Annotated in this window: 29 protein-coding genes; 12 read left to right on the forward strand and 17 right to left on the reverse strand. The window is 62.3% G+C overall.

What is annotated here, in order from left to right; all coding sequences use genetic code 11:
- Positions 1-71: 71 nt before the first annotated feature.
- Positions 72-1,229, reverse strand: coding sequence for a dihydropteroate synthase (locus ACODNH_RS15325; protein ID WP_434530518.1), 1,158 nt, complete (start codon positions 1,227-1,229; stop codon positions 72-74).
- 123 nt (positions 1,230-1,352) lie between these two features.
- On the opposite strand from ACODNH_RS15325, the gene ACODNH_RS15330 reads away from it, so the two are divergent.
- Positions 1,353-2,540, forward strand: coding sequence for a sensor histidine kinase (locus ACODNH_RS15330; protein ID WP_434530519.1), 1,188 nt, complete (start codon positions 1,353-1,355; stop codon positions 2,538-2,540).
- 96 nt (positions 2,541-2,636) lie between these two features.
- Positions 2,637-3,653, forward strand: a complete 1,017-nt coding sequence (locus ACODNH_RS15335) for a phosphotransferase family protein (RefSeq protein ID WP_434530520.1) — start codon at positions 2,637-2,639, stop codon at positions 3,651-3,653.
- Here the strand turns inward: ACODNH_RS15335 and ACODNH_RS15340 are convergent.
- Positions 3,650-4,528 (reverse strand): carbohydrate kinase family protein, encoded by an 879-nt coding sequence (locus ACODNH_RS15340; RefSeq protein WP_434530521.1) that lies wholly within the window; start codon positions 4,526-4,528, stop codon positions 3,650-3,652. The two genes, ACODNH_RS15335 and ACODNH_RS15340, sit on opposite strands and share 4 nt — an antisense overlap.
- A gap of 166 nt (positions 4,529-4,694) precedes the next feature.
- On the opposite strand from ACODNH_RS15340, the gene ACODNH_RS15345 reads away from it, so the two are divergent.
- The 3 genes from ACODNH_RS15345 to ACODNH_RS15355 are packed head-to-tail and all read left to right on the forward strand — an operon-like array spanning position 4,695 to position 7,991.
- Positions 4,695-6,188 (forward strand): hypothetical protein, encoded by a 1,494-nt coding sequence (locus ACODNH_RS15345; protein WP_434530522.1) that lies wholly within the window; start codon positions 4,695-4,697, stop codon positions 6,186-6,188.
- A complete protein-coding gene (locus ACODNH_RS15350) occupies positions 6,185-6,868 on the forward strand; it encodes an ABC transporter ATP-binding protein (RefSeq protein ID WP_306705646.1) in 684 nt (227 codons plus the stop codon). Before ACODNH_RS15345 ends, ACODNH_RS15350 begins: the two co-directional genes overlap by 4 nt.
- Positions 6,858-7,991, forward strand: coding sequence for an ABC transporter permease (locus tag ACODNH_RS15355; RefSeq protein WP_306705648.1), 1,134 nt, complete (start codon positions 6,858-6,860; stop codon positions 7,989-7,991). Before ACODNH_RS15350 ends, ACODNH_RS15355 begins: the two co-directional genes overlap by 11 nt.
- Here ACODNH_RS15355 and ACODNH_RS15360 read toward each other — a convergent pair.
- From ACODNH_RS15360 to ACODNH_RS15415, 12 genes are all read right to left on the reverse strand, one after another.
- Positions 7,988-8,500, reverse strand: a complete 513-nt coding sequence (locus tag ACODNH_RS15360; RefSeq protein ID WP_306705650.1) for an HTH domain-containing protein — start codon at positions 8,498-8,500, stop codon at positions 7,988-7,990. The two genes, ACODNH_RS15355 and ACODNH_RS15360, sit on opposite strands and share 4 nt — an antisense overlap.
- A gap of 631 nt (positions 8,501-9,131) precedes the next feature.
- On the reverse strand, positions 9,132-10,205 hold the full coding sequence (locus tag ACODNH_RS15365) for a methionine synthase (protein ID WP_306705652.1): 1,074 nt from the start codon (positions 10,203-10,205) through the stop codon (positions 9,132-9,134).
- Positions 10,206-10,209: 4 nt separating this feature from the next.
- Positions 10,210-11,208, reverse strand: coding sequence for a 5-methyltetrahydropteroyltriglutamate--homocysteine methyltransferase (locus ACODNH_RS15370; protein WP_306705654.1), 999 nt, complete (start codon positions 11,206-11,208; stop codon positions 10,210-10,212).
- 62 nt (positions 11,209-11,270) lie between these two features.
- Entirely contained in the window at positions 11,271-11,861 is a 591-nt protein-coding gene (locus ACODNH_RS15375; RefSeq protein WP_306705656.1) for a HemK2/MTQ2 family protein methyltransferase, read from the reverse strand.
- 1 nt (position 11,862) lies between these two features.
- Positions 11,863-12,720: a 16S ribosomal RNA methyltransferase A gene (locus tag ACODNH_RS15380; protein WP_306705658.1), complete on the reverse strand. Its 858-nt coding sequence runs from the start codon at positions 12,718-12,720 to the stop codon at positions 11,863-11,865.
- A gap of 81 nt (positions 12,721-12,801) precedes the next feature.
- Positions 12,802-13,374, reverse strand: coding sequence for a DUF655 domain-containing protein (locus tag ACODNH_RS15385; RefSeq protein ID WP_306705659.1), 573 nt, complete (start codon positions 13,372-13,374; stop codon positions 12,802-12,804).
- Positions 13,375-13,553: 179 nt separating this feature from the next.
- On the reverse strand, positions 13,554-13,910 hold the full coding sequence (locus tag ACODNH_RS15390) for an RNA polymerase Rpb4 family protein (RefSeq protein WP_306705661.1): 357 nt from the start codon (positions 13,908-13,910) through the stop codon (positions 13,554-13,556).
- Complete coding sequence (locus ACODNH_RS15395) at positions 13,907-14,197, reverse strand: 50S ribosomal protein L21e (RefSeq protein WP_005535295.1); 291 nt, start codon at positions 14,195-14,197, stop codon at positions 13,907-13,909. Before ACODNH_RS15395 ends, ACODNH_RS15390 begins: the two co-directional genes overlap by 4 nt.
- 113 nt (positions 14,198-14,310) lie before the next feature.
- Complete coding sequence (locus ACODNH_RS15400; RefSeq protein WP_004962801.1) at positions 14,311-14,577, reverse strand: elongation factor 1-beta; 267 nt, start codon at positions 14,575-14,577, stop codon at positions 14,311-14,313.
- A 2-nt stretch (positions 14,578-14,579) separates the two neighbouring features.
- Positions 14,580-14,759 (reverse strand): HVO_2753 family zinc finger protein, encoded by a 180-nt coding sequence (locus ACODNH_RS15405; protein WP_004516620.1) that lies wholly within the window; start codon positions 14,757-14,759, stop codon positions 14,580-14,582.
- A 72-nt stretch (positions 14,760-14,831) separates the two neighbouring features.
- Complete coding sequence (locus ACODNH_RS15410; RefSeq protein ID WP_306705672.1) at positions 14,832-15,431, reverse strand: DUF2391 family protein; 600 nt, start codon at positions 15,429-15,431, stop codon at positions 14,832-14,834.
- The gene (locus ACODNH_RS15415; RefSeq protein ID WP_306705675.1) at positions 15,428-16,300 is read right to left on the reverse strand and encodes a 3-hydroxyacyl-CoA dehydrogenase family protein; all 873 of its coding nucleotides are present in this window, start codon (positions 16,298-16,300) and stop codon (positions 15,428-15,430) included. The genes ACODNH_RS15410 and ACODNH_RS15415 overlap by 4 nt, the downstream gene beginning before the upstream one ends.
- Positions 16,301-16,436: 136 nt before the next feature.
- Here ACODNH_RS15415 and ACODNH_RS15420 point away from each other — a divergent pair, with 136 nt between their 5' ends.
- Entirely contained in the window at positions 16,437-17,405 is a 969-nt protein-coding gene (locus ACODNH_RS15420; protein WP_306705676.1) for a sugar phosphate isomerase/epimerase family protein, read from the forward strand.
- A 94-nt stretch (positions 17,406-17,499) separates the two neighbouring features.
- Entirely contained in the window at positions 17,500-18,213 is a 714-nt protein-coding gene (locus ACODNH_RS15425) for a TIGR00266 family protein (RefSeq protein WP_306705678.1), read from the forward strand.
- Positions 18,214-18,247: 34 nt separating this feature from the next.
- Here ACODNH_RS15425 and ACODNH_RS15430 read toward each other — a convergent pair whose 3' ends face one another.
- A complete protein-coding gene (locus ACODNH_RS15430; protein ID WP_306705680.1) occupies positions 18,248-18,628 on the reverse strand; it encodes a CBS domain-containing protein in 381 nt (126 codons plus the stop codon).
- 102 nt (positions 18,629-18,730) lie between these two features.
- Between ACODNH_RS15430 and ACODNH_RS15435 the strand changes: the two genes are divergently transcribed.
- Together ACODNH_RS15435 and ACODNH_RS15440 are read left to right on the forward strand one after the other, a co-directional pair.
- The gene (locus tag ACODNH_RS15435; RefSeq protein ID WP_434530523.1) at positions 18,731-19,840 is read left to right on the forward strand and encodes a Gfo/Idh/MocA family protein; all 1,110 of its coding nucleotides are present in this window, start codon (positions 18,731-18,733) and stop codon (positions 19,838-19,840) included.
- Positions 19,841-19,887: 47 nt separating this feature from the next.
- Positions 19,888-21,069: a redox-regulated ATPase YchF gene (locus tag ACODNH_RS15440; protein ID WP_434530524.1), complete on the forward strand. Its 1,182-nt coding sequence runs from the start codon at positions 19,888-19,890 to the stop codon at positions 21,067-21,069.
- A gap of 30 nt (positions 21,070-21,099) precedes the next feature.
- Here the strand turns inward: ACODNH_RS15440 and ACODNH_RS15445 are convergent, their stop codons facing one another.
- Positions 21,100-22,026, reverse strand: a complete 927-nt coding sequence (locus tag ACODNH_RS15445; RefSeq protein WP_434530525.1) for a hypothetical protein — start codon at positions 22,024-22,026, stop codon at positions 21,100-21,102.
- A 211-nt stretch (positions 22,027-22,237) separates the two neighbouring features.
- Here ACODNH_RS15445 and hisD point away from each other — a divergent pair, with 211 nt between their 5' ends.
- From hisD to ACODNH_RS15460, 3 genes are all read left to right on the forward strand, one after another.
- Positions 22,238-23,506: a histidinol dehydrogenase gene (gene hisD, locus ACODNH_RS15450; RefSeq protein ID WP_306705689.1), complete on the forward strand. Its 1,269-nt coding sequence runs from the start codon at positions 22,238-22,240 to the stop codon at positions 23,504-23,506.
- Between the two features lie 284 nt (positions 23,507-23,790).
- Positions 23,791-26,016, forward strand: a complete 2,226-nt coding sequence (locus ACODNH_RS15455) for an alkaline phosphatase D family protein (protein ID WP_434530526.1) — start codon at positions 23,791-23,793, stop codon at positions 26,014-26,016.
- Positions 26,017-26,078: 62 nt separating this feature from the next.
- The gene (locus ACODNH_RS15460; RefSeq protein WP_306705694.1) at positions 26,079-26,453 is read left to right on the forward strand and encodes a HesB/IscA family protein; all 375 of its coding nucleotides are present in this window, start codon (positions 26,079-26,081) and stop codon (positions 26,451-26,453) included.
- Here the strand turns inward: ACODNH_RS15460 and ACODNH_RS15465 are convergent, their stop codons facing one another.
- Positions 26,454-26,654: a dodecin gene (locus tag ACODNH_RS15465; RefSeq protein ID WP_005535273.1), complete on the reverse strand. Its 201-nt coding sequence runs from the start codon at positions 26,652-26,654 to the stop codon at positions 26,454-26,456. It abuts the gene before it with no gap.
- Between the last annotated feature and the right edge of the window lie 47 nt (positions 26,655-26,701).

The raw sequence follows: 26,701 nt of genomic DNA on the forward strand, positions 1-26,701 counted from the left end.
GCCATCGGCGGTCGGGACGCGACACAGGGAGGCGTGAAAATCCGTCGCTGTAGTACGACCAGCCGCGGCACCTACACGCGCCGGGACAGCGACGCTCGGAGCTCGCCGGCAAGTTCTCGGTGCCCGTCCTCGGCGAGGCTGTCGGTGACGACCTTCAGCGCAGCCCCGGAGCCGCCGACGTAGAGACTGCCACCGTCTTTCTCGACCATCACTACGTCAGTCACCTCGGCGACAGCCCGGAGGCTTGCCCGAGCGTCGTCGGTCACGCCGCCGAGCAGGAACGTGAGCGTCGCGCCGTCGTCGGTCCCGCCGGCGACCGTCTCGCCGAGGGCCTGATGGCGAGCCACTTCCCGTAACGTTACGTCAGTCAGTTCCGCCACGGTAGGGCCGGAGTCGGTCTCCGGTCGTGTCGTCCGCTCATCGCCGAGCGCGTCGGCTACTTTGACTACATCGTGGGTTTCACGAGTATCGTGTGTTCGGATAATGTGTGCGCCGCGTTCGACTTCCATCGTCGCCGCGGCCAGTGACACGGCGAGCTGGTTCTCCGTCTCGGGCTGATCGGCCAGATCACCGAGGAAGTCCTCGCGGTTGGTCGCGGTGAGCATCGGCCGATCGAAGGCGCGGAACTCTCGGAGGCGGCGGAACATCTCCCAGTTGTCCTCGAACTCCTTGCCGTCGTACCAGCCGCCGAAGGCCGGGTCGATGATGGTCCTGTCTGTGAATCCGTCCCGCTGGAGCGCCTCGAAGATGTCGTCGATAGTTTTCAGTGCGCCAGGGCTGGCCAGGTCCGGCGGACTGGCCATCTTGACGACCGGCATGTCGTGGTCCTCGACGACTCCTTTCATGTCCGGGTCGGCGAAGCCACACACGTCGTTGATGAGGTCGAAACCGTGGCCGATGGCCTCCTCAGCAACCTCGGCATAGCGCGTTTCGAGTGACAGTGGCACGTCGGCGTCAAGTTCGTCGACGAGCGGCGCGACCTCTTCGAGCCGGTCTTTCTCCATCTCGACCGGCTTGGACTCGTATTTGGGGTTGGCTGATTGGAGGCCGACATCGATGATGTCCGCGCCGGCGGGGACGAGGTTCTCCTCGATAGCGTCGGCGGCTTCCGCGGGGTCCAGATACACGCTCGGCTTGTACCCGGAGTTCGAACTCATGTTCAGCACGCTCATGACGCGCGTCGGGTGACCATCGCCCACCGGAAGGCCGTCGATTTCGACCGTTCGCATACCGCTCTCTGAGGACTGTGGATACAAAGGTCCCGCGACATCGGCGGGTCGGTGACGCCATGCAACGTATCACTGACACAGAAACACCGAGTTTTATATACAGCGTTGCATGATTTGTACGGGATGGGTGGGGAGTTAACGGTCTCATTCGATCTCGATTCGTTCGAGACTGTCACACAGCAGTTGATGGCTGCGGAGTCCGAACGTGAGATATGTGAGATCGCAATGTCGGGGATTTCGTCCGTGTTCGACGTGCCACTCGGAGCGCTGTGGCTGTATGACAGCGACGCTTCGGAACTGCAGTTGGCGGCGTCGACGGAGCGGGCGGACGAGGTATTCGACTGGCCGGTTACCTACAGACCCGGCAACAGCCTCTCGTGGGAGGCCTTCAAGCAGGATGACGTTCGGACGTACTCCGAACTCGACGACGAGCAAAGCCAGTACAATGAAAACTCCCCCGTCAGTAGCGAGATCATCCTGCCACTTGCCGAGTACGGCGTTATCAACATTGGGTCGCTTACTCCAGTTACGTTCGACAATGAAATGGTCCGACTCGCGCGGATGTACGCGACGCACGTTCAGGCGGCACTACAGAAAGCCGAGCGCGAGCACGACCTCCGCGTCCAGCGCGACCGGATGGAACAGCTCATCGGCGTCGTCTCACACGATCTTCGGAACCCGCTTCACGTTGTCGAGGGACGGCTCGAACTCGTTCGAGAAACCGGCGACCTGTCCCATCTCGACGACGCAGCGGAAGGCGTGGCTCGAATGGAATCGCTCATCGATGACTTGCTGACCCTCGCAAAGAAGGGGTATGCAGTCGAAGATCGTACCACCATTTCGCTTGACAACATTGTCGAACGGACGTGGGAGATGGCCAGAACAGCCGACGCAACGCTGAAAATCGAAGGGTCCGCCCCAGTGTTCGGTGACCAGAACCGCCTCAAACAAGTGTTCGAGAACCTCTTTCGGAACGCGGCGGACCACGCGGGCGACGACGTGACCGTCTGGGTCGGTCCACTTGTCGATGACGAGGCAGCCGAGACAGACAGGGCAGACGAGCGAGGGGAGGGCCGAGTGACAGGCTTCTACGTCGCTGACGACGGACCGGGTATCCCGTCCGACAAACTGAACGACGTTCTCTCGGTCGATGCCTTCTCAGGCAGTAACAACGGCCTCGGCCTGTCTATCGTTGCACAGATCACCGACGCCCACGGCTGGGACATCTCGGTGACCGAGAGCAGGGCCGGCGGCGCACGATTCGAAGTGACTGACGGGACAAAACCGGTCTCACCCTTCCACTCCTGGTAGTGCGGATACGGCGACCGACAGCACCCGAACTGGGAGCCAGTGCTGTCCGCGACGGGATTGACAGATTTATTTGCTCGCCCACTGTATGGTACGTCAGTGCAGACCCCGGAACAGGACATCGAGGCCGTGCTGAAGGAGTCAGGCCCGGATTACGAGGGGTTCCAGTTCGAGACCCCGGGAGGGGGCCACCAGAGCGATGTCTACATGGTGACACTGCGCCACAACGGCGAGGCGTACGAGGTGGTCGTGAAGTTCAAGCCACAGGGCGATGTCCCGTTCGCCGTCGAACCCTGTCTCCACGACTTTGTCGCCGACCGGACTGATATCCCTGTTCCACACATCCTTGTCTACGAAGACAATCCCGACGTCGATGTCCCGCCGTATTTCGTCACCGAGCGTATCCACGGCGAGAACTTGGCCGAGGAGTTCGCCGGGCTTTCGACCGAGGACCGCCAGCGGGTGCTAGCCCAGTCCGGCCGGATACTCGGCGACATGCACTCCGAGATCGGGTTCGAGGCGTTCGGTCGACTCACGCTTCACGACGACCGGATCATCGTGAGTGACTGGATGGGCAACTGGCGAGAGTACTTCGAGAGTCTCACCAGATCCCACCTCTCGCACCTCGATGGGACACCCTTCGAGGACATGACAGACCGGGCGTGGGACTGTATCGAACCAGCCTTGGAGATGGTACCCGAGGACGGCGTTCCGCGGCTGGTACACGACGATTTCAGGCCGGCGAATCTAATGTTCGATCAGACGGCGGACGCGCCGATTACGGCTGTCCTCGACTGGCAGGACGTGCTCGCGGCGCTGCCGGAGTACAACCTCGCACAGACCGAGTTCCTCTTCATCGACTCGTCGTTTCAGGACCCGGAACTGCGCGAATCGCTCCGAACGGTGTTCCACGAGGGATACCAGGAGATGCGCCCGATGGATTTTGACGAGGGGTACGAGCAGCGACGGCCCCTCTATCAGCTCTCGACGCTCCTGTGGCGGATGGCCGGCTTCGAGGCCGTCTTCGCCGACGAGTCCGGCCTTGCCGCCGCTCGGGCCGAAGCCCAGTATCGCCAGCAGTTCGAGCGGCTTGTTGAAGAGATACAGGCGAATTAGGCCGTTTCGGGCGGCCGGCCGCTGTCGACAAGCTCCCGCACCGACTCCCAGTCGAGTGTCGTCTGTGCGCCGGGTGACTGCGCCGCGAGTGCGCCACAGGCGTTGGCGACCGCGAGCGTGCGCTCCGGGTCGGTCTCCTGTGTGCTGGCGAGCAGATACCCGGCCGCGAATGCGTCGCCCGCGCCTGCAGTGTCCACAGATTCTATTGGATACCCGGCGTTCGTGACTGTCTGGTCGCCGATATGGGCCGACGCGCCGCGGTCCCCGTGTTTGACCACAACTGTCGGCACTGTCTCGAAGAGCCCGCTGTCTCTGGCATGGTTGGCCTCCCGGTCGTTGCAAAACAGGATATCCGCATGTGAGAGCACCGACGAGTAATCGCGGTACGGGAGCCGGCGGCCGGGGTCGAAGCTCACCGGAACATCCGCGGCCGCGGCGTCGCGTGCGAGCGCTGCAGCCGTCGTCGGATTCTGACCGGTCAGGTGGAGGTGGTCTGCCTCGGCCAGGGTCTCTGCTGGGAGGTCTGCCGCACTGAACGCCTCGTTGGCCCCATCGTTTCCAAGCACAGCGACGTCGCCGTTCTCGTCTACGATGAGGTATTTCACCGCCGTCGGTTCGTCCGACTCGACCAGTAGCGTCTCGACGCCGGTGGCTGCCAGTTCGCGCCGGGCCCTGGTGCCGTGGTCGTCCCGGCCGACGCTACCGAGGACTAGCGGGTCCGCATCAAGTCCAGCCAGTACGACGGCCGCGTTCGATGCGCTCCCCCCGCTAGACTGTGACCGGTCGGTGATGCGCCCCTCGCCGTCGGGCTCCGGAAGGTGGTCGACGTGGAGCGTCACGTCCCAGTTGACGTGGCCGGCACAGATGACGCGCATATCCACCGCTGGAGGGGCGCTGTGATAGCCGTTTCCACTGGGATATATGCAGCATGTTTAACATTGACCGGAACGGACCGGCGCACATGGTAACGGTCCCCGATAGCGTCCTCCCGATGAGTTGTCGGACCGGCATACGATTACTGCAGCCAGAGGTGACTTCGTGATGCGCCACGGTGTGGCTGTCCTCGCCTGCTTAGTCGTCGTCGGTTCGCTTCCGCTGTCAGTCGCCGGCGCGAGCGTCAACGCGTCAATCTCGAACGTCGATGTGTCGCCGTCATCGCCAGCACCGGGCGAAACCATCACGTTCGACACGACTGTGCGGAACCTCGAGAGCAGCGATGCCCCGCTCGAAATTAACGACATTGCAATCCGGAAATCAGGCGGGAAAGGAATCACAGAGTACGAACGCGTCTCGAATCTTGGCTCGATTTCGCCGGGTAGTACTCTGGAAGTCCCGCTGACTGCCTCGTTTGATTCGGCCGGAAGCAAGGACCTCCGCGTCATTGTGTACGGCCGTGACCGCGGGACCGGCGACAACATTGAACTCAAATATCCGGTCCAGTTGAATGTTCAGGAGCGTCACCCGCAGGTGGATATCACGGCCAATGACTCCGTCGCCGGCGTTGAGTCGACTGGCGATGTCACCGTCGCAAACGGACTCGACACGCAGATAACGAACGTCGAGGTGGTCGTCGAGGGCGAGGGCGTCGAAATGACAAAGAGCCGGACAGTCAGATCAAGCGTCGCAGAGAACGGCTCGATTACAGCCCCGTTCCGGTTCCGACCCGAATCCGCCGGCGAACACTCGCTGACCGCAACAATCAGCTACACGGTTGACGGAGACACTACCCGTAGTACGACGCGGACGACAGTCATCGATTCGGACTCGCTCCGGAACAGCGTAGAACTCGATACGACTGCGGTCGGCAGCGGTACTGACCGCGCGTTACGAGTCGCGGTCTCGAACGGGGCCAACGCTCCGCTCTCGGATGTCATGGTCAGTGCAACGTCGGAGAACGCGTCGTTCCAGCGTGTCCTGCTCGAAAACGTCTCAGCCAGTACGACCCGGCAGGTACGCCTGAACGCCACGATGGACGAACCTCGCGCGGACGTCACTGTCACGGCCAACTACGAACTCGGGACCGAAACGGAACAGACAAGCACCGAAACGACACTCCGGTCTGTCCCGGGAACGATCGACCTCACCGGTCTAGACGTGATCCGACAGGGGGGACGCCTCCAGATTTCCGGGAGTGCAAGCAACGTCGGGTCGACGGATGCGGACAGCGTCCTCGTCAGCGTTGTCAATACCGAGACCGTCACTCCAGCGACCCCAAACCGTGACTACTTCGTCGGCACGGTCCCGGCCAGTGACTTCGTCTCCTTCGACGTGTACGCTCGGACGACAGGGAACGTCACGTCGGTGCCACTGGAGGTGACGTACCTCGTCGACGACACGCGGAAGCGACAGACCTTCGACGTCGATATCGATCGGATGGGTGGTTCGGCACAGCAGGCGGACCAAGACGACGACAGCGAGGGCGGTGACCAGAACAGTATGTTGCCGGTGTTCATCGCTGGCGGGCTGGCGCTACTGGTCGTCGTCGGTGTCCTCGTGCGCCGCTACCGCCGCGGTGACGACGATATCGAGGTATGACGGTTATTGACGCACAGGGACTGGTCAAGCGCTACCGTACCGGCGGCCAGACCCTCTACGCACTAGCGGGTATCGACTTCGCGCTCGAAGCTGGCGAGTTCGTCTCGATTATGGGGCCCAGCGGTAGTGGCAAGACAACCCTGCTGAACATCCTCGGACTGCTGGATACGCCGACGGAGGGGACCGTCCTGCTTGAGGGGCAGGACGTGACTGGACTCGGCGACAGCAAGCGGACCGCGCTCCGCAAGCAAACGATCGGGTTCGTGTTCCAGCACTTCTATCTCCTGCCGACGTTGACTGCCGTCGAGAACGTCGAAGTACCACTGCTACTGGACAGTGACCCGAAAGTCAAACAACGGGCTAGAACCCTCCTAGAGCGGCTTGGGCTCGGTGACCGACTGGGCCACAAACCCGACGAACTCTCCGGCGGCCAGAAGCAACGCGTCGCCATCGCGCGTTCGCTGATCAACAGTCCGAAGGTGGTCCTCGCCGACGAGCCGACAGGGAACCTCGACAGCGAAACCGGTCGACAGATACTTGACGAGTTCCGCCGCATCGCCGACGAAGACGACGTGGCAATCGTCGCAGTCACCCACGACGATTTGGTCAATGAATACGTTGACCGCACCGTGCATTTAGTCGACGGAACTATTGGGAGGGAACGGAAGAATGGCGGGTAGGTTCTTCCCGGCCGCGCTGATGGCGCGGCGAAACCTCACGCGAACGAAGATGCGGTCGCTGCTGGCGTCGCTGGGTATCGTCATCGGCGTCGTTGCCATTGCTTCGCTGGGGATGTTCGGCGTCGCGCTCCAATACTCGTTTACCCAGAACCTCGGTAACGTCGGAAACCAGCTTACGGTCTACCCGAACTCCGGTGAAAACATCACTGAACTCACCGAACGCGATATCCGTACGATCCGCAGAGAGGCGAGCCCGACAGCGACTGTCTCGCCAGTAAAGACACGCTTTGAGCCAGTAGCGTACAACCGCGAGGACGCCGTCAGGGAGACAATATACGGCGTTGAGAATCCGGCGGAGTTATACGAGGCCAAGGAGGGACGGGTATCGCCGTTCCGGTCCGGTGCGCTTGTCGGTTCGAACGTCGCGGAGGAGCACGACCTGCATCCCGGGAGCCAGATCACCGTCAACGGGACCAGTGTCCGTATTCGGGCTGTACTCGAAGAAGGCGACCCGTTCTCTTCGACGAACCCCGATAACCGAATCATCATGCCAGCGACGTCGTTCAGCCAGCGTGGCTACTCGGAAGTGTACGTTATCGAGTCCACAGGGACGCAGGCCAATGAAACGGCGATGGGGATCCGCGACGCGCTCAACGACCGTGAGGAGCGGGTCTTCGTGCAGGAACTTGGCTCGCTCGTCGATACCATCGAAGAGCAGTTCCAGATCATCAACACTGTCCTCGCTGGCATCGCATCTATTTCGCTGCTCGTGGCCGGCATCTCGATTCTCAACGTCATGTTGATGTCCACTGTTGAACGCCGGGAGGAAATCGGCGTCCTCAGAGCTGTCGGCTACCAGAAGCGGGATGTCCTCAAAGTGATGTTGATGGAAGCGACGCTGCTCGGGTTCCTTGGTGGCGTCGCTGGTGTCATTCTGAGCCTCGGTGCCGGGCTGGCGATAAACCACTACGCCGTCGGCGATGCGATGGCCGTTTTCAGGCTACCGAACGCCTGGTACGTCGGTGCGGCGTTCGCCTTTGGGGTGCTGACGAGTATCGTCAGCGGGCTGTATCCGGCCTGGAAGGCGGCGAGCGAAGAACCGGTCGACGCGCTACGCGGTTAAATCGTCGCGTCGACGCCCGGCTCGAGCAGCGGGTCAGTCCGGTCGACCGACAGGGAGTCAAACTGTGCGAGCCAATCCTCATCGCCACGCTCGAAGGCTTCTAGCGCGTCACCGACAGTGTATGTCCGTTTCTCGTCCGAGCACGGGAACACGCCTTCTAGGTCGTCGCTGTCGTAGATCGCCAGCGAAACGACCGGGAAGACGACAACGTCGTCGACCCGGTCCATCCCGACGTAGCTTCGGTTCCGCCGTTCGAACGCCGGTTCGAGCGAGTGGTCGTTCTGGCCTGCCCAGTCTCTGAACTCTTCGTAGGTCCGGATGGCTTCCGACCGCTTGTCCTCTGCCATCGTTCTGATCCGCTGCCACTCGCCGGCCAACATCGACTCGCTGAACACGCCGTTGGCCTCCAGTCGCTTCACCCGATTGAGCACCTGTTGTTGTGCGTCGAACGTGCCGTACGTATCTCCACGAAGATACAGTTCTGCCCGAAGATGTGTGTCCCCTGTCATAGCTTTCTCATCGCTAGCTTCTCCAGAGACCCTCAAAACTCTTTCCCAGACTTGCATGCTAACACACTGCACGAAATTAAAACCTGGAATCTGCGGCATGAGGTTCTCTATATCCATAATATAGAGTATTTACCTGAATACAGAAGCCCCTTATATTATTAGTACGGCGACAGTTATTTTCCCCCTAGGTCGATGTTAGTTTCGATGCTTGTCGAACAAACTATTGGTGAACATCTTCTAGTTTAGGCTCCGGATTCGCAGATTTATAAGAATCTAAATAGTTGTTCGTCGGGAGCTTTTGTGCTCAGGCAGCCTCGTGACGACCTGTTCGGGATCTTGCTAGCCAGAGATTCCACAGGTCTCGCTTGATCCCGCACCCTGTATGTTCGCTGTCCCTGTCTGCGACATTTGCCGGATCCGGGAACGGCGCGCCCGAGTATATTCGATAGCTGCCGAAATCGTAGCCAACCTTCGTCGAAAATACGGTCAGTCATGCTCACCGTGAGCAAACTGCTGTCGGTCACTCACATCACGCTGCTCGCGGGGCGCTCCGTGCACGGCTTCGTTCAGGTGCTCGCTACTCGTCCGCTACAAAAACGGCTGATAGTTCGCAGCCGAGACCCTCACCAGTTTAATCGTCTGCGTGCGCTTCCGCACCACTCGCAACAACATCAATCTCGCCAGCGTCCAGTTCCTCCTCGACTTCGCGAGCTGCCTGCACCATGTTCTCCATCTTGCCGCGGGCGACCTCACGAGGCAGGAGCTTGACGCCACAGTCCGGCGAAACGGTGAGTCGTTCCGGCGGCACGACTTCCAGTCCCTTTTTAATGTTCTTCTTGATTTCCGCAACGGACTCGACCTCCGCGGTGTGGGCGTCCAGCACGCCCATCGCGAAGTCCTTCGTGAATTCGTGCTCTTTGAACACGTCGAGCTGGTCGTAGTCGCCGTTTGCGAGCTCCAGATCGTACTCGTGAACCGGGTAGTCCAGAATCTCGGGGTAGATACGCGAGTAGTCGCCGTAACAGACGTGCAGGCCCAGACGCACATCGTCGGGGATTTCGTCGACGATGCGTTCCAGACACTCTCCAACGATGGCGTGGTCGTCCGGCGTCGTGGCCAGGGCCGGCTCGTCGATCTGGATGTATCGAGCGCCAGCCTCAACCAGCGCCTCGATTTCCTCGTTGACGAGGTCCGCCAGTTCGTAGGCCAACTGCTCCTCGTTGTCGTACACTTCGTTGAACGACCAGTTGGCGAGCGTGTACGGCCCCGTAATCGGAACCTTGACCGGTCGCTCGGCCACCTCGTCGGTGAATTCGAACTCCTCGACGAGCCACTGCTCGCCGTACTCGACCTCGTCGGCGACGCTCGGCTTGTCGAAGTAGTTGTGGCCCCACACCTTCACGCGGCCGTTGAACTCATAGCCGTCGATGCGGTGGGCGAAGTACTCTACCATCTCGTTGCGGCGCATCTCGCCGTCACAGATGACATCGAGGCCTGCGCGTTCGTGCTCGTGAGTGATGAGCCGCGAGGCGTCGTCTTTCGATTCTTCCCACTCGTCCTCGCCGAAGTCGGCGTCCTCGTCCTCGAACAGCTCACGGGCACGGTCGTGCCACTTGGGCTTGGGGTAGGAGCCGACGACGGTCGTCAGCAGGAAATGGTCGTTCGGGTGGTCCGCCGGTTTGAACTGGTCTCGTGGTCCTGTCATCGTTTTATGCCTCCGCCGCCTCCAGATCCGCGGCGTTTGCGAGCGCTTTGAGCTTGTCTTCGAACTTGTTCACCGGGAGGTAGAACGTTTCCGTGTTGGCTGTCGCGTAGACGGTGTCGTACGCGGTGTTCGTCTGCTGTTCGAACCAGTCGATGCGGTCCCGAATTGTTTCAGGTGACTCGACGAGCGTGTTCTGGCCGTCGACAACGCCCAGCGCCACGTCTTCCTTGGTGCCGTACTCCTGCACGTTGTAGACGGTCTGGTCGTGGTTCGCCACGAGGTCGAAGCCGATGGCGTCCACGTCAGCGTCCATCAGGTGTGCGTAGGCCTTCTCCTCGATTGCGCCCCAGTAGGTGTGGGCGACAACGTCGGCGTCGGCGGCCGAGGCGATGGCGTCGATTGCCTCGGCGGCGCGCTCGTCCTCCCCATCAGCAGGCGTGTTCTCGACCAGCGACGGTTCAAGCAGGAACAGCGTCTCGACATCCGGGAACGCGTTCACTTCCTCGACAAGGAACTCGGCGATGGCGTCAAGGAACTCAGCGTCATCACCGTAGTGCTCGTCCGTCGCGAGGTCCGCAAGCGAGTACGGCCCGGGGAGTACAGCCTGGAGTCCCGAATCGACGTGCTCGGCCGCTGTACTGAGGTCCGCGGCAACGTCGCCACCGTCAGCACTCAGGTCGCCCTGCACGACCGGCTCTCGGTAGAAATTGTTGTTGTCATAGTAGCGGACGATGCCTTTCGTCTCCACGCTGTCGTGGACTGCAAGCGGGTGTGCGAGCATGTCGTCCCAGCGGAGCTGGCCCTCGACAACGCGGTCAAGTCCGGCGTCCTGCTGGATGGCGATGACTTCCTCGCGGGCTTTATCGTAGGCTGCAGCAATCTCGCCGGATTCGTCGCCCGAGATGAGATCGGTCTTCTGGTGGCCCTTCAGATCTGCCAGTTCGTCCTTGGCCCAGTCCGGGAGCGGAAAGAGCCCAGGGGTCGTGGCGATTACCTGTGTCATTGCCAAGGAGTAGTCAATGACGGGCTTTAATATTTCCTATTCACTAAAATGCCTAACAGTAATCAAACTCGATAGAACCGCAGGACGACGAGGGCCTCGTATGGGTGTTTTTCACTGGCAAGCTGCTCGCTCGCCAGCCCGTGTTCGCTCGCGTACGCTCGCACTGCATCCGGGTCCGTGAGACTGCTGACAAGCATGAGCGCTTCGCCGCCCGGGGCTAACACACGCTCGACGGCTTCGAGAAACGGGTCGACGAGCCGCCGTCCGTCGTCGCCACCCGACAGCGCGTGTTCCATCCAGTCGTCCCACTCTTGCTCGGGCGGGGTCGGCAAATAGGGCGGATTGAACGCCACGAGGTCGAAAGCCGCTGTCTGGAACGGCTCGACGAGGTCCCCGCGAACGACTGGGACGCCGTTCTCGGCCGCCTCTCGACAGGCCAGCGGGCTCACGTCGACGCCGACCGCCCGTGCCCCAGCGTCGGCGAGCGTCGCGGCGACGTACCCGGAGCCCGTCCCCACATCAAGGACAGTATCGCCCGCCTCGACTCGTTCCTGAGCCGTTCGGGCCAGCAGGTCCGAGTCCTCCGCCGGCTGGTACACCGACTCTACGCCCCGCTGGTCGGCCAGCGAGGGGCGGTCTTCACCGTCACCCATCTCAGGCCTCCGGCTGGCCGACCTCGTACGCGAGTGTCGCAAGCGTGGCAAAATCGGCCGGCGTGAGCTTCCCGGCACGGGCGCTCATGAGGTCCTCGTCGGCAGCCTCGACCACCGCGTCGGGGTCACCCAGCCCGGAGATGTGGGCCGTGTTGCGGACGGCGTTGCGCATTGTCTTCCGGCGCTGGGTGAACACTGCCTTCAGGAAGTCCATGAAGAAGTCATCGCTGGGGACGGTGTAGTCCGGGGTCCGGGGCGTCGTCCGGACGAGCGCACTCGTCACGCGAGGCTGGGGGTCGAATGCTTCCGGTGGCACCGTCTCGACGATCTCCACGTCAGCGTAGTGGCCCGCCGTGACCGAGAGCCGCCCGTAGTCGTCCGTCGCGGGGTCGGCGGCCATCCGCTCAGCGAACTCCTGCTGGAACATCAACAGCAGCGGGCGCTGCTTCGGAAGCAATCGAAAGGCGATCTCTGAGGACGCGCCGTAGGGCAGATTCGAGATGCTTGCGGTGAACTCAGGCAGGTCGACTTCGAGCGCGTCACCCTCAACGATAGTAAGCCGGTCCGCCGCGACTTCCTCGGCGAACTCCTCGCGGAGATGGGCCGCGAAGTCCGGATCACGCTCGACTGCGGTCACGCGCCCAGCCACCGCGAGCAAGCGGTCCGTTAGCGCACCCGGGCCTGCGCCGATCTCCAGCACGTGCGAGAGGTCTACGTCCGCGTCGGTCGCGTACTCCGGAATGCGGTCCAGTACCCGGTCGTCGACGAGGAAGTGCTGGTCCTGCCGGGTGTCGGCCCGTTTGCCAGCCCGCCGGACAAGCGCGTCGGGGTCCCGAGTCCCTGTTTCGATCGTAGTCATTAGCGAGCCGTAACGGGTCGCGGTAGAAAAGGGTCGCCTTGTACTGGCGGCTGTAAGGCTAGCTGCTTGCAGCCGGCACTGTTACGAGGACTGTTCCTCGCGCCGGACGAACAGCCGGTACTTCAGGTCATCGTCCTGTAGCTCTTCGAGTATCCGCTCGACAAGCGTCTCCTTGGGGCTGTGGAGGCCACTAACGCGCTCTTCGAGGTCTTCGAAGCTCTGGAAGGGCTTTCGCTTTCGCTCATCGAGAATCGTGTTCCGGAGCTTCTTCCCGATGCCCGGCAGAAGGTTCAGCTGGTGGAGCCGCAGCGTGATCGGCTGGGCGTCGTTGTAGAAGTCGACGAACCGCTGCTCGTTTGCCTCGACGACTTCCTCGACGGCGTAGTCGAGTTCCGAGCGGGCACCACTCGGGATGTCCTCGAATTCGACTTCGGTCACGCGGCCGAACTCCGTCAGGTCGATGCGGTCACCAAACGCGATATCAACGTCCTTGTCCGCAAGCTGCAGCTCGTAAATGTAGAATTCATCGATGTCGAGTGCGTACGCAAGCGGCTCCTTCTGGTGCTGTGGCCGGTCGTCTCCGGGCCGCCCATGCGGGAGGACATCGAGGACAGCCGCCATCATAGTGTCGCCGCCGCTCTCCGATTCAGTCATGTCAGGCAGTACGAGCAGAGCACACTTAATGCCGGTGGATGCCCCGAACCGCTCCACGGGACGCCGTCGCTATCTTCGTGTTCGGCTCACAGCAACGGACAGCGACTCCCGTTGGCATGGCTAACCGCCGGCGAAATCAGAGAACAGAGCGACGGGCAGCCAAACTGACGAGCCCCTCGTTACGCGTACTGCTTGACGATGTTGAGGATATCGTCGAGTTCGTCGCCGTCGAGCGTGTACCGCTCCTGTGCGAACACAGCCCGGAGCTCGTCGCGGTCCAGCGGTCGGAGGTTCGCGATCTTGTAGGCCGTCGGCGTGTCGACCTTTTCGAGCTCTTCGAGCTCTTCGACCAGTTGTAGCGACTCCTCAGGGTCGAGGAGGGCAAACCGGTTGACGTGCTCGATAGCTCGCTTGAGCTCGTAGCGCATCTCACGGTCCTCCTCGGCAGCCCGCTCCATCTCGAGGTCTTCGAGTATCTCCTTGGTCTCCGCGACCGTCAGGAACTCCTCACTGACTTTTTCTTTAAATATCGTCATTCTTGCCGGCGCAGGTGCGCAGCGGTGACGATGATGGTTTTCTCTTTGCCACCGTCGACGATATCGACCTTGTACGCGTCACCCTGCTTCCCCTCGACGGTTCCGGTCTGGCCGTCGAACCGCGGGTGGAAGCGCCCGTTCGGCACGGACGGGTCGATCTTGAGGTGGACTTTCTCGCCGTCGTCAAACTCTTCGACGGCGCGCTGGGGCGGCGAGGTGCCGCGGTCGCGGGGCTTGTTCTTGAGCTTGTCTCGTGTTCCTTCGAGAGGTCCGTTTGAACTAGGCATTCTTGCTCTCCGCTAATCCGGTCGCCCTAATAAAACGTGCGTTCCGTGACTGTCACCAGCCACGCGTTTGCAGTTGCTACGGAGCCGAGTAGAAAACTACGGTGACGAGTCGATTACAGGCGACCGGTGCTCTCGATGGAGACCGACTCGACGTCATCGACGTTCGCAAAGGCTTCTTCGACGGCTTCCGTGCCACCAGTGTCGTCAGGGACGATGACCGTCGGCGTCAGCGCGACGAGACCGAAGGCGACGTCCTCGCGCTCGAACCCGTTGATCTTCGTTCCTTCGGGAAGCACACCCTCGAGACGCTCCTGCAGGTCGTCGAGGTCGACTTCGGGACTCTCCGGCATGACCTTGATCTTGGCTGCTACTTTCCCCATTGTTATGGCCCCATGAAGCCGCAGTCCGGGCATTTGTAGAGGTTGCTCTGCTTCCGGCAGGTGGCACAGCGGTAGATCTGCTGGCCACAGTCCGGGCACTTGAACGCGGCGGCGTTCGTGCCGGCGATGTTGATGCCACACGAGACGCACTTGCGCGCCTGTTTCTGTTGGCTCTCGCTCATACCACTCCGTATCCGACCGCGGCTTTTAACGATTGCCAAATGCGACCGTCACCGCGAGTGACTGCCATGGCCCTAGTTCCCGGGCAGAATGTCCCCGAGGGCAGCGCCGATCGCCATCGGAACGAACGCCACGGCACAGATGCAGGCCGATTCGTAGACGACCGCGGGGTCGGTCGACCACTCGACGAGCCCCCACCCAGTAAGGAGCGCGACGGAAACCACAAGTGCTGTTCCGGTGACGCCGACAAGTCGCCGCGGCACGATTCCCAGTATCCGGTTCGCCACTCGAACATCCTGAAAGTCGGCGACGTACAGAATCGAGATGACCAACGCGATGGCGATGGCGACTGTCGCGACGAGATACAGCGGGTGTTGGGCGATGTGTAGCCCAGCATCGACCGTCCCGCCTTCGACGGCCATCGGAATCCCGAACAACAGCGAGCCAAGCAGCGCTTCCGCAAGGTCGGACCGGCCAAAGCCCCAGACGACCCGGCCAAAGGTCGCAGGCTCGTGGTCCTGTGAATCGGCGGCCGCACGCATCGCGTCACGGACCTGTCGTCGCTCGTCCTCTGAGTCGACGAGCTGTTCCAGTTCCTGGAGTTCATCGAACAGCGTTGCGAACTCGTCGTCCTCGGTGTCTCGTTCGGCTGGTGAGTCTTCCTGCGTGCTCATCTGAGATCGGGCTCACTATCTCGCGTTGGCACGTCCGGGTCCGGGTCGGCACCGGCCGCCGGAGTGCCGTCTTCCCAGACGTAGAATCCCTCGCCGGTGACAGCACCTCGCTGTCCATCTTCGACCTTCCGACGGAGCAACGCTGGCGGCTCGAACCGCTCGTCGAGCCGGTCAGCGAGGTCTTCGAGCGCTGTGAGCACCGTTTCCAGCCCGTGCCGGTCGGCGCGAACGAGCGGCCCGTCGCGGTCTGAATCACCACGCTCGAACGTCCGGTCGATATCACGAACCCCGGCGACACCATCCTCAACCATCCGGACCGCCTCAGCGATAGTAGCGAGTTCGAGGCGGAGCGCGGCGAACCCGGGTGTGTCTCGCACAACGACCGGTGATGCGTCCAGACTTTCGACGAAGTCAGTGACTCGGTCGCGGGTCGCCGCTGTCGTCTGCTCGGCGATGACGACCTCGACGATAGCGCCGTCCGGCGGGTCGACAAGGTTGAGGCCGACGGCACGGTCCGGACTCCGCAGACCAGTAGCGACGGCAGTTACCGACAGCGACGTGTCGCTGACGGCGATGAGCGTCTCATCCTCGACCATGGTCTCAGTTTCGGCGACCACCTCCCGATGGCTGTCCGTCCCGCCAGCGGTTGCGTCGATGACGATGTCGCTGCCGTTGACAGCGCTTTCGAGCCCGGTGGTTCCGTCGATACCGGCCGAGACGTCCCCGTTGAGTGCGCGTCGAATCTCGTCGACCCGGTCCATCACGTCCGACGCATCCGTTCCCCGGAGACGCACTTCGTGGCCCGCACGGACACATCGCTGTGCGATATTCCGCCCCCGCTGTCCGGTTCCGAGTACGGCCACAATCATGACAGTACCACCGCACTCCCGGCGTTAATCCTTTACGCCGCGGTCTGCCCTCTCCGCCCTGTACCGCTTGTAGGCTGGACAGCGTGACTGGAGCAACGGCAGTACGCTTTTTTCGACACCGGCTGTACCGCCGCGTATGGACATTGGTGTACTGACGGTTCCCTTGGGCGGGCAGTCGCTCGACGAGGCGCTGGCGTATCTCAGCGACCTGGGTGTCAACGCGGTCGAACTGGGGTGTGGTGGTTTCCCCGGGGACGACCACCTCGACCGGCAGGCGTATCTCGACGACGAGGAGAAACAGGCTGAACTTGAGACGCTTTTAGGCGAACACGACCTTCGGGTGAGCGCGCTGGCGACACACAACAATCCGCTCCATCCCGATGACGAACGTGCCGCCGAGGCCGACCGGGAACTCCGGGAGACGATCCGGCTGGCCGACCAGCTCGGCGTGAACACCGTCACGGGGTTCTCGGGCTTGCCTGCTGGCGGCCCGAACGACGAGGTCCCGAACTGGATCACTGCGCCCTGGCCGACCGAACACGCCGACGCTCACGAGTACCAGTGGCGCGTCGCCGACGAGTACTGGTCGGACCTCGCGGCTCACGCGGGCGCACATGATGTCGATGTCGCCATCGAGATGCATCCCAATATGTTGGTGTACGAACCGCGCGGCCTGCTGGAACTGCGCCGCCGGACGAACGACCGCATCGGCGCGAACTTCGACCCGTCGCATCTGTACTGGCAGGGCATCGACGTGACCGAGGCCATCCGACTGCTCGGCGAGCACGACGCCATCCACCACGTCCACGCCAAGGACACGAAGGTCTACGAATCAAACGCCCGCAAGAAAGGCGTGCTCGACACCGCGCCGTATACGGACGAGGCAGACCGGTCGTGGCTGTTCCGCTCCATCGGCTACGGTCACGACGAGTCCCACTGGAAAGACGTGGTGTCGACGCTACGGATGGTCGGCTACGACGGCGCGCTCTCTATCGAACACGAGGACTCGCTGACCAGCGCCCGCGAGGGTCTGGAGAAAGCAGTCGACGTGCTCGACCGCGCCGTCTTCGAGACCCAGCCCGGCGACGCCTACTGGGCTGAGTAAGCAATAGAACCAGCGAAACGGCTTTCTCCGACACTTAGGCTTATATAGTATCTGTGAGATACTACGACTGGACTATCCCATCCAGTGACACGATATGGACATCGAACTCACCCACAAACCCTCGTATACGCACGTCCGCGCTTCCCTCGACAGCGGCGAATCGATACTCGCCGAACCCGGCGCGATGGTCAGCCACTCGCCGACTATCGAAATCGAAACGACGACGAGCCGGGACGGCCTCCTCAGCTCCGCGAAGTCGATGCTTGGCGGCGAGTCGCTGCTCGCAAACGAGTTCACCGCCCGGGGCGGCCCCGGAACGGTCACTCTCGCGCCGCCGACGCCGGGTGACGTCCACCACCACGAGCTCACAGGCGAGACGCTGTACGCTGTCGATGGGGCGTTTCTGGCGGCCGACCCCGACATCGATATCGACTCCGAGTTCGGCGGTATCAAGTCGATGCTGGCCGGTGCAAGTATCACGCCGCTGGCGCTGAAAGGGACTGGGAACGTTCTCATCGAGGCGTTCGGTGGGCTGGAGACCGTCGACCTCGACGCCGGTGAGTCCTACACTGTCGACAACGACCACGTCGTCGCCTGGGAGGAGTCGGTCAACTTCGACGCCCATCGCGTCGGCGGACTGAAGTCGACGGTCCTCAGCGGTGAGGGCCTCGTGATGGATTTCACCGGCCCCGGAACGGTCTGGTACCAGACACGTGGCCTCTCCTCGTTCACCTCGGCCATCGCGGACGCGCTGCCCGGGACAGGTGACAACGGCGGTAACTCAACCGGTATAGACGACTTCATCTGAGTCCCGTCGGAAGTCCGCCGAAGAACAGCCGCGTTCAGGAGAGCGCTTGCGTGATGTCCGTCGACGAAACCATCCCGACGTAGTCCTGGTGTTCGTCAATGACTGGAAGGTGCTTGATATCGTAGGTCGTCATCATCGCTGCCGCTTCGCCCAGTTCGAGCGAGGTCGTCACCCGCTCGACCGGAGCCGTCATCACGTCATCAACGGTCGCCGACGAGAGGTCTTTCCCGGTCGCGACGGCATCGACAATGTCGGTGGTGGTGATGATGCCCGCCTCTGCTCCCGGCACGAAGATGCCGTTGATGTTCTGCGCCTGCATCTGCGTCGCGGCCGCTTTGACGGTTTCGTCAGCAGAAATCGTCTCTAACGGCGTCGACATGATGTCCTCGATACGGACGGTCGTTTCAGTGGCCATGGAGTATCAACACGGGCATCCGGTTTTGGCTTTTCCCTCGGCGCGGCCCGCCGCCCTGCCGTCACCATGAGCATTATCTCGGCCCCGAGTGAACAGTCGGCTATGACCCTCGATATCGGCATGCTCGGCTATCGGTTTATGGGCAAGGCTCACGCAAACGCGCTGGACCGCCTGCCCATGTTCTTCCCCGAAGCGCCCGCCGTCAACAAGGACGTGCTCGTCGGCCGCGACGAAGACGCGCTGGCCGACGCGGCCGACCAGTTCGGTTTCGACCGGATCGCAACGGACTGGCAGGATATCGTCGACGAGGTGGACGTGTTCTATAACCTCGGCCCGAACCACATCCACGCCGAGCCGTCCATCGCGGCACTGGAGGCCGGTACGCCGACGTTCTGTGAGAAGCCACTCGCACCCACGCTCGATACGGCTGAGGAAATGGCCGAGGCCGCTGCTGACGCTGACGTGCCCGCAGGGGCGGCCTTCAATTACCGGTTTGTTCCGGCCATCCAGTACGCGAAGGGGCTCATTGACGACGGCGTCCTCGGCGAAATTCATCACTTCCGCGGCCAGTATCTTCAGGACTGGCTGGTCGACCCAGAGGCACCGTGGTCCTGGCGCAACGACGAGGAGATGGCCGGCAGCGGGGCACTCGGCGACCTCGGGTCGCATACCGTCGACCTGGCCCGGTTCCTGCTCGGCGACGCCGCCGGGGAGATAACAGACGTGAGCGGGCACCTCCGAACGTTCACCGAGGAGCGCCCTGTGGAGGGCAGCGACGAGACGCGCCCGGTGACTGTCGACGACGCCTACAGCGCCCAGATCGCGTTCGACGGCGGCACGATGGGAACACTAGAAGCGTCCCGCGTCGCCAACGGACACAAGAACGCCCACACCATCGAAATCGAGGGGTCGAAGGGTGCAATCAAGTTCGACCTCGAGCGGCTGAACGAACTGCAGGTCCTCACAGAGGGCGACCGGGGCTTCCAGCAGGTGCTCATCACGGACGAAGACGACCCCTACGTCGACCACTGGTGGCCCCCCGGCCACGTCATCGGCTGGGAGCACACGTTCGTCCACGAGAACTATGAATTCCTCTCGGCCGTGGCCGACGGCGGGCAACAGGAGCCGTCTTTCGCCGACGGCCTCGCCGCACAGCGGGTCCTCGACGCTATCGAGCGAAGCGACGCCCGCGGCGAGTGGGTCAGCCTGTAGGGCCGCGAACCGAAACCCCCTTTCGGCGGCCACTGGTAGGGGCTGGCATGCTCTCTATCGCGCTGGCCGGGAAACCGAACGCCGGCAAGTCTACTTTCTACAAGGCGGCGACGATGGCCGACGTGGACGTGGGGAACTACCCATTCACGACCATCGATGCCAACCGCGGGGTCAGCCACGTCCGAACGGAGTGCCCCTGTCTCGACCGGGAGGAACGCTGTGGCGACGACAACTGCCGGGACGGCAAGCGCTACGTCCCGGTGGAACTCATTGATGTGGCCGGCCTCGTTCCCGGCGCACATGAGGGGCGTGGCCTCGGGAATCAGTTCCTCGACGAACTGTCGACCGCCGACGTAATTCTCAACGTCGTCGACGCCTCCGGCGGGACCGACGCCGAAGGTGAGCCGGTCGAGGTCGGCGAGCACGACCCTGTCGAGGACGTCCACTTTATCGAAGAGGAGATGGACCTGTGGATCGCCAGCATCATCGAGCGCAATTGGGAGTCAATCGAACGCCAGTCCCGCTCGCCGGATTTCAAACTCGACGAGTCGCTCGTGGACATGCTGGCCGGCGTCGGAGCCTCCGAACTCGACGTGGCGCGGACGCTGCGGGACCTGGAGTACCCCGAGGACCCCATCGCCTGGACCGACGAGCACCGCGAGGCGCTGGCGACGGAGATCCGCCAGCGGACGAAGCCGCTCGTCGTCGTTGCGAACAAGGCCGATATCGCCCCGGAGGGGAACATTGAGGCCCTGCAGGAGGCTGCTGACGTGGTCGTGCCCGCGACGGCCGACGGCGAACTCGCACTGCGCAACGCGGCGCAGGCGGGGGTCATCGACTACGACCCGGGCGACCCGGACTTTGACATCGTCGGCGACGTGAGCGACCAGCAACGCGAGGGGCTGAACCGCATCCGTGACGTGATGGACGAGTGGGGCGGCACCGGCGTTCAGGGCTCGCTTGACACTGCTGTTTACGACCTGCTTGACCATCTGACGGCCTACCCTGTCCAGAACGAAACGCACTGGACCGACGGGCAGGAGAACGTCCTCCCCGACGCGTTCTTGTTACGGCAGGGTGCGACGCCAAAAGACCTCGCCTATGCCGTCCACTCGGACATCGGCGACGGCTACATCCACGCCGTCGATGCTCGTGAGAACCGGCGTATCAGCGACGAGACGGAACTCGAAGAGGGAGCGGTCATCAAAATCGTCAGCGACGCGAACTGACGTTCCTATCCCGTTACCACACGCTCGTTCTCATTCCGGCAGCAGGTCCCGAAGCGTCGCCCGAATGTCCTCGCTCCCGGGACTTTGTGGCACTTGCCCGAGTACGTCCTGTCCGAGTCGCTCCGTCGCCGCGCCGACTGAAAGCCTGTCCAAGAGTGATCCGTACTTCAGCGCCAGCCGCGGCGACACGTCGAACAGCAGGTCGCGCTTCCCGATGAGCGAGTGGGTTATCGACAGGATTTCGCCGGCGTTGTCGACGTACTGCTGTCTGCTGTCGTCGTCACCGTAGCCAGCCAGTGAAGCCAGCAGGAACTGCTCCAGTTCTGCCTCCCGGTCGTGGAGCGCCGGCGGGTCCGAGAGCACGGTCGTTCCGTCGGGCCGTTCCGGGAGCATACTCCGGCGCGGCGCATACGAGAGGACAGCGCCGGTAGTGGGCGTAGTTGCAGCGGGCAGTGGTACGGCCAGCCGCTTCGAGGGGTTCGTATCGGTGAAGACGACGTGGAGGTTTGCTGGTTCGCCGCGTACCGGCTCGTCCCAGCCGTCAGGGCTGTGCTCGTAGCCGCGTCGGAGCGCTTCCCGGAGCGTTCGCTGAATCCGTCCGGACTCGCCCTGCAGTTCCAGGTGGAGTACGACGGGGCCGTCACCGCTCTCGTCGATGAGTGACCACAGGGTCGGAAGCGCGTCCGCAGCGCCGGCCGAAAGTTCGTAGCAGGCCGCGTCTTGTTCTGCGGCCAGCAGTCGGGCGAGCGTGCTGCCGCGCCAGCCGGTTAGGTCGGCCACGTAGAACCACGGGAGCGTGTGTATTGGGCCGACTGCAGCGTCACCGGCCACCGTATCGATAGTCGGCGGGACCGTTTCGAGATAGCGCTGGATAGTCGCTAGTTCGGGTGCAAAATATTCGGTCGCCGCTGGGGGCAGGTCGGTTGTCCGGCGACGATGGTCGTCGACTGAAGCCATACCACCTGTAGGCCCGTGTGCCGGAAAATGGTGACGAGAGAACGACTGACAGTGAGTCAAGCATTCGCGACTGGCGTGTCCGTCCCGACAGCCTCCGATTCCGAAGCCACTCCCGCCCGGCGAATCGGTCCCTCTCTCACGCACTCCGCTTCAGTGTCGTTTCTGACCAGCGAAGGGAAACCCGTTTTTTGCCCCGTCCCGAACCAAGGGTATGAACGTACGGACGATAGCCGACTTAGGCCCCGACGAACGGGCCGCTTTCTTCGACCGCGACGCCGGTGTCGACGCCGTCAGAGACGATGTCCGCGATATTGTCTCGCAGGTCCACGAGGAGGGCGACGTGGCGCTTCGGCGATTCGCTGAGGAGTTCGACGATGTCTCAGTGGGCAACATCGACATCACGGACGCCACCGAGCGGGCCTACGAGGAAATCGACGACGACGTGCGCGAAGCCATCGAGGACGCCGCGGCGAACATCCGTGCGTTCCACGAACGACAGGTCCCAGAGGACTGGCGTGACGACTTCGACGGGCGCGAACTGGGTCGCCGGTTCCGCCCGCTCGACAGCGCCGGCGTGTATGCCCCCGGCGGGACAGCAGCCTACCCCTCCAGCGCGCTGATGGGCGTCATCCCGGCGAAGGTCGCCGGCGTCGAGCACGTCGCCGTCGCCACCCCACCAGCCGAGGAGGTCAACCCTGTCACGCTGGCTGCCATCCACGTCGCCGGGGCCGACGCCGTCTATCAGGTCGGCGGCGCACAGGCCATCGCAGCATTGGCCTACGGGACCGAAACCGTCAGCGCAACGGACATCGTCGTCGGCCCCGGCAACCGCTGGGTCACAGCGGCGAAGGCCGAGGTCCGTGGCGATGTGGCAATCGATTTCTTGGCCGGCCCCTCCGAAGTTATGGTCGTCGCCGACAGCGACGCGGACCCGGAACTGGTCGCGGCTGACCTCGTCGCACAGGCTGAACACGACGAGAACGCCTCTGTCGTTGCCGTCACCGACGACGAGACGCTTGCTGAGCAGGTCGTCGACGCCGTTGACAAGCAGGCCGACGGCCGGGAGCGTGAGGCAGTCATCCGCGCCGCACTGGACAACGACGCGTCTGGCGTCCTCCTCGCACGCTCGATGAGCGAAGCCGTCCTCTTCGCCGAGGAGTACGCCGCCGAACACCTCTCGATTCAGGCCGCCGACGACGAATCACTTCTTGAACGGATTCCTTCTGCCGGGTCCGTGTTCCTCGGTCCGTACAGCCCCGTTGCGGCCGGCGACTACGCGACTGGGACGAACCACGTCTTGCCGACCGGCGGCAGCGCCCGGGTCACCGGTGGTCTCTCCGTGGACACGTTCGTCCGGTCGACGACAGTCCAGCGCCTCTCCGAGGATTCGCTGGGCGACATCGCGGACACGATTACGACCCTCGCCGAAGCTGAAGGGCTGGACGCCCACGCTGAGAGCGTCCGCAAACGGTTCGAGTAGCTGCCACACCGGACAGCACAGTGGCCGTCAATACGGCGGTGTGAGCCCGCCGGTACTCCGGGTTTTCATCAGATGCGTGGGAAGGGCCACGCCGCGTCTGCGTTGTTGCCGAGTCATCGAATAGCCTGCCTGATAAGATGCCTGATATTACAGGTATCGACACCTATTGTGCCCAGTGTATGCGTAATTTGTAATCCTGAAACAACATACTCGGAACGAAGAGACACGAATAGATCATATCAATATTATAAAACTTTAATCAGCGTCTGGGGCGGCAGTTAGTCGTGAGGCCCACGGACCTCCCCGAAATAGACACGACAGCACAGAACCGGCGAACGTTCATGCAGCGGACTGGTGGCGTTTCGCTGGCGGCTGTACTCGGACTGTCCGCCAACGCCAGTGCGATGGTGGACGACGACGGCAACTTCGAGTCGGACCCGTACACGCTAGGGGTCGCATCGGGCGACCCGCTCCCCGACTCCGTCATCATCTGGACGCGGCTCGCCCCGAACCCGCTCACAGCAGATGGTGCGATGCCGAGTGAGGCATTCGACGTCAAGTGGACGGTCGCCACCGACGAAGGGATGAGCGACATCGTCAACACCGGGACCGCGACTGCCGAACCGGACCACGCGCACACCGTCCACGTCGACGCAGACGGACTTAAACCCGCTACCGAGTACTATTACCAGTTTACGTGCCGTGGCGAGACGAGTCCGGTCGGCCGGACCAAGACCGCGCCCGCCGCCGGCGCGTCCGTCGATGCGTTTCAGTTCGGCTTCGCCTCGTGTAACCGCTGGGTCGACGGCCACTACACAGCGTTCGGGGAGATGGCCGAAGACGAGCTCGACCTCATCGTCCATCTGGGTGATTACATCTACGAGTACGGCATCGACGTTTCGGAATCACCCCGGGAAAAATCGCTCCCACAGGAATACAAGAAGGAGACGACGGACCTCGACACCTACCGACTCCGCTATGGCCTCTACAAATCAGACCCGAATCTGCGAGCCGCTCACGCCAGCGCCCCGTGGCTCGTTACTCGTGACGACCACGAGGTCGACAATAACTGGGCAGGGGACGTTCCACAGGACCCCGACAAGCAATCTACCGAGGCGTTTATCCAGCGCCGCGCAGCGGCATTGAAAGCGTACTACGAGCACCTGCCGTTCCGGATGGAACAAAAGCCTGACAACGCCAGTCAGAAGCTCTACAGATACTATGAGTTCGGCGACCTGCTCGATTTCAACGTCCTCGATACGCGGCTCTATCGGTCCGACCAGGCCTGTGACGACGTGTTCAACAAGGTCGACTGTGCGGAGCGCTTTGAGGAGGACCGAACTATTCTCGGGGACGCACAGGAAGAGTGGTTGCTTGAGAATCTTTCGGCCACTGAGACTACATGGAATGTGCTGGCGAACCAGCTTCCCTTCGCAGCAATGGATTTCAAGCAGGGTCCCAAAGAAGGGTTCCGGACAGAGCAGTGGGATGGCTACGTTCCTGAGCAGAATCTGGTCAAAACTGCGTTTGAGGAGGACGCCAACAACCCGGTGGTCATCACTGGTGACTTCCACTCCCACTGGGCGAATACGGTTATCAGTGCCAAAGACGGCTCCAGCGAACCAGTCGGCGCGGAGTTTGTCGGGACGTCCATCTCGTCGGGCGGGAATGGCACCGACATGGACGACTTCGGCCGCCACGTCGTCACAGAGAACGACAACGTAGAGTACTACAACAATCAGCGCGGCTACGTTCGCTGTACGGTCACGCCCGACAACTGGACGACAGAGTTTCAGGTGCTAGAGTACGTCGACGAGCCTGGTGCACCGATACGCACGGATGCGACGGTCGAACTCACGGCAGGCCAGCCCGGTATCCCCGCTGACAACCCGCTGATCCTCGCTGACTCTGTCGCCGTTGGCAACGGCAAGAACGGGACAGCAGAACTGACCGGTCGCTGGCTGGAGTCAGGACTCTCGGGCGGAGCGATGACTGTCTCCATTTCTGACCCAGAAGTCGCGACGATCACAGGCGTGACAGTTGCTGAACCATTCAGTATCTCTGAGACGGACGTTACCAGTGACGGGACGTCCGTTGATATCCGGTTTGCCGATGTGGAAAAGAATGCCCAGTCCGTTGTCGGTGGCACTGACACGCGACTTGCCACACTCGACATCCGCGGAGAGAGCGCCGGAACGGCTGACATCGAAGTGTCGGTCGATAGACTGGACGACGACAGCGGGACCTCGCTTGAAGCGAACACGGAATTGGGTGTCGTCATCGTCGGTCCGCCGCCGGTCACCGGGAGTACCGAGCCAACTGACCCCGACGGCGACGGGCTATTTGAGGATGTTAACGGCAACGGTCGGGTAGACTACGATGACATCCAGTTGCTGTTCGACAGCTTTGACGACGACAGCGTCGCGCTCAATAAGACTGCGTACGACTTCAACGAGAACGGCAAGCTCGAATACGACGATATCGTCACGTTGTACAGCGAGGTCAACTGAGTTGGAGCGGGTCCCCCTGTGCCGGCGTCACTGTTAACACGTTCGGGCGTCCACGTAAGTGTATGAGCAGCACAGCGGACGACGGCGATCCGAACTTCGGGGGCGAGGACGTTGCCGTCACCGAGCAGGCAGCAGGAGAGGCGCTGGACCTCCTCGAAAGCGAAGGCATGGACATCGAAGAATCCGGGCTCCGTCTGTACGTCCAGCAGGGCGGCTGTGCCGGCCTCTCCTACGGGATGCGGTTCGAACACGCACCTGAGGAAGACGACGAGGTGTTCGAGCGCAACGGACTCCGCGTGTTCGTCGACGACGCCAGCATCGACTATATCGAAGGGTCAGTCCTCGACTACGAGGGCGGCCTGCAGGGGGCCGGGTTCCACGTCCAGAACCCGAACGTGGTCAGCGAATGCGGTTGTGGCGAGTCCTTCCGGACGTAGTTACTCTTCGAGCTCGAACGCCACGACAACCTCAGCCTGGTACTCGCGGCCTTCGACGCCTGCAATTTCGACGCCGAGTTCCTCAACCTCGACCCACTTGAGATTGTCCAGTGTCGCCTCCGCACGCTCGATCGCGTCGTCGGCGGCTTTGTCGAAGCTTTCCGGACTGGTCCCGATGAGTGTGATCTTTTTGAAAACCATTTGCGTGCCATTCGTTCACACAGCGATGTGATAAAAGTACGGACAGG

This window comes from Haloarcula sp. NS06 (assembly GCF_051122755.1).
Lineage (GTDB): Archaea > Halobacteriota > Halobacteria > Halobacteriales > Haloarculaceae > Haloarcula.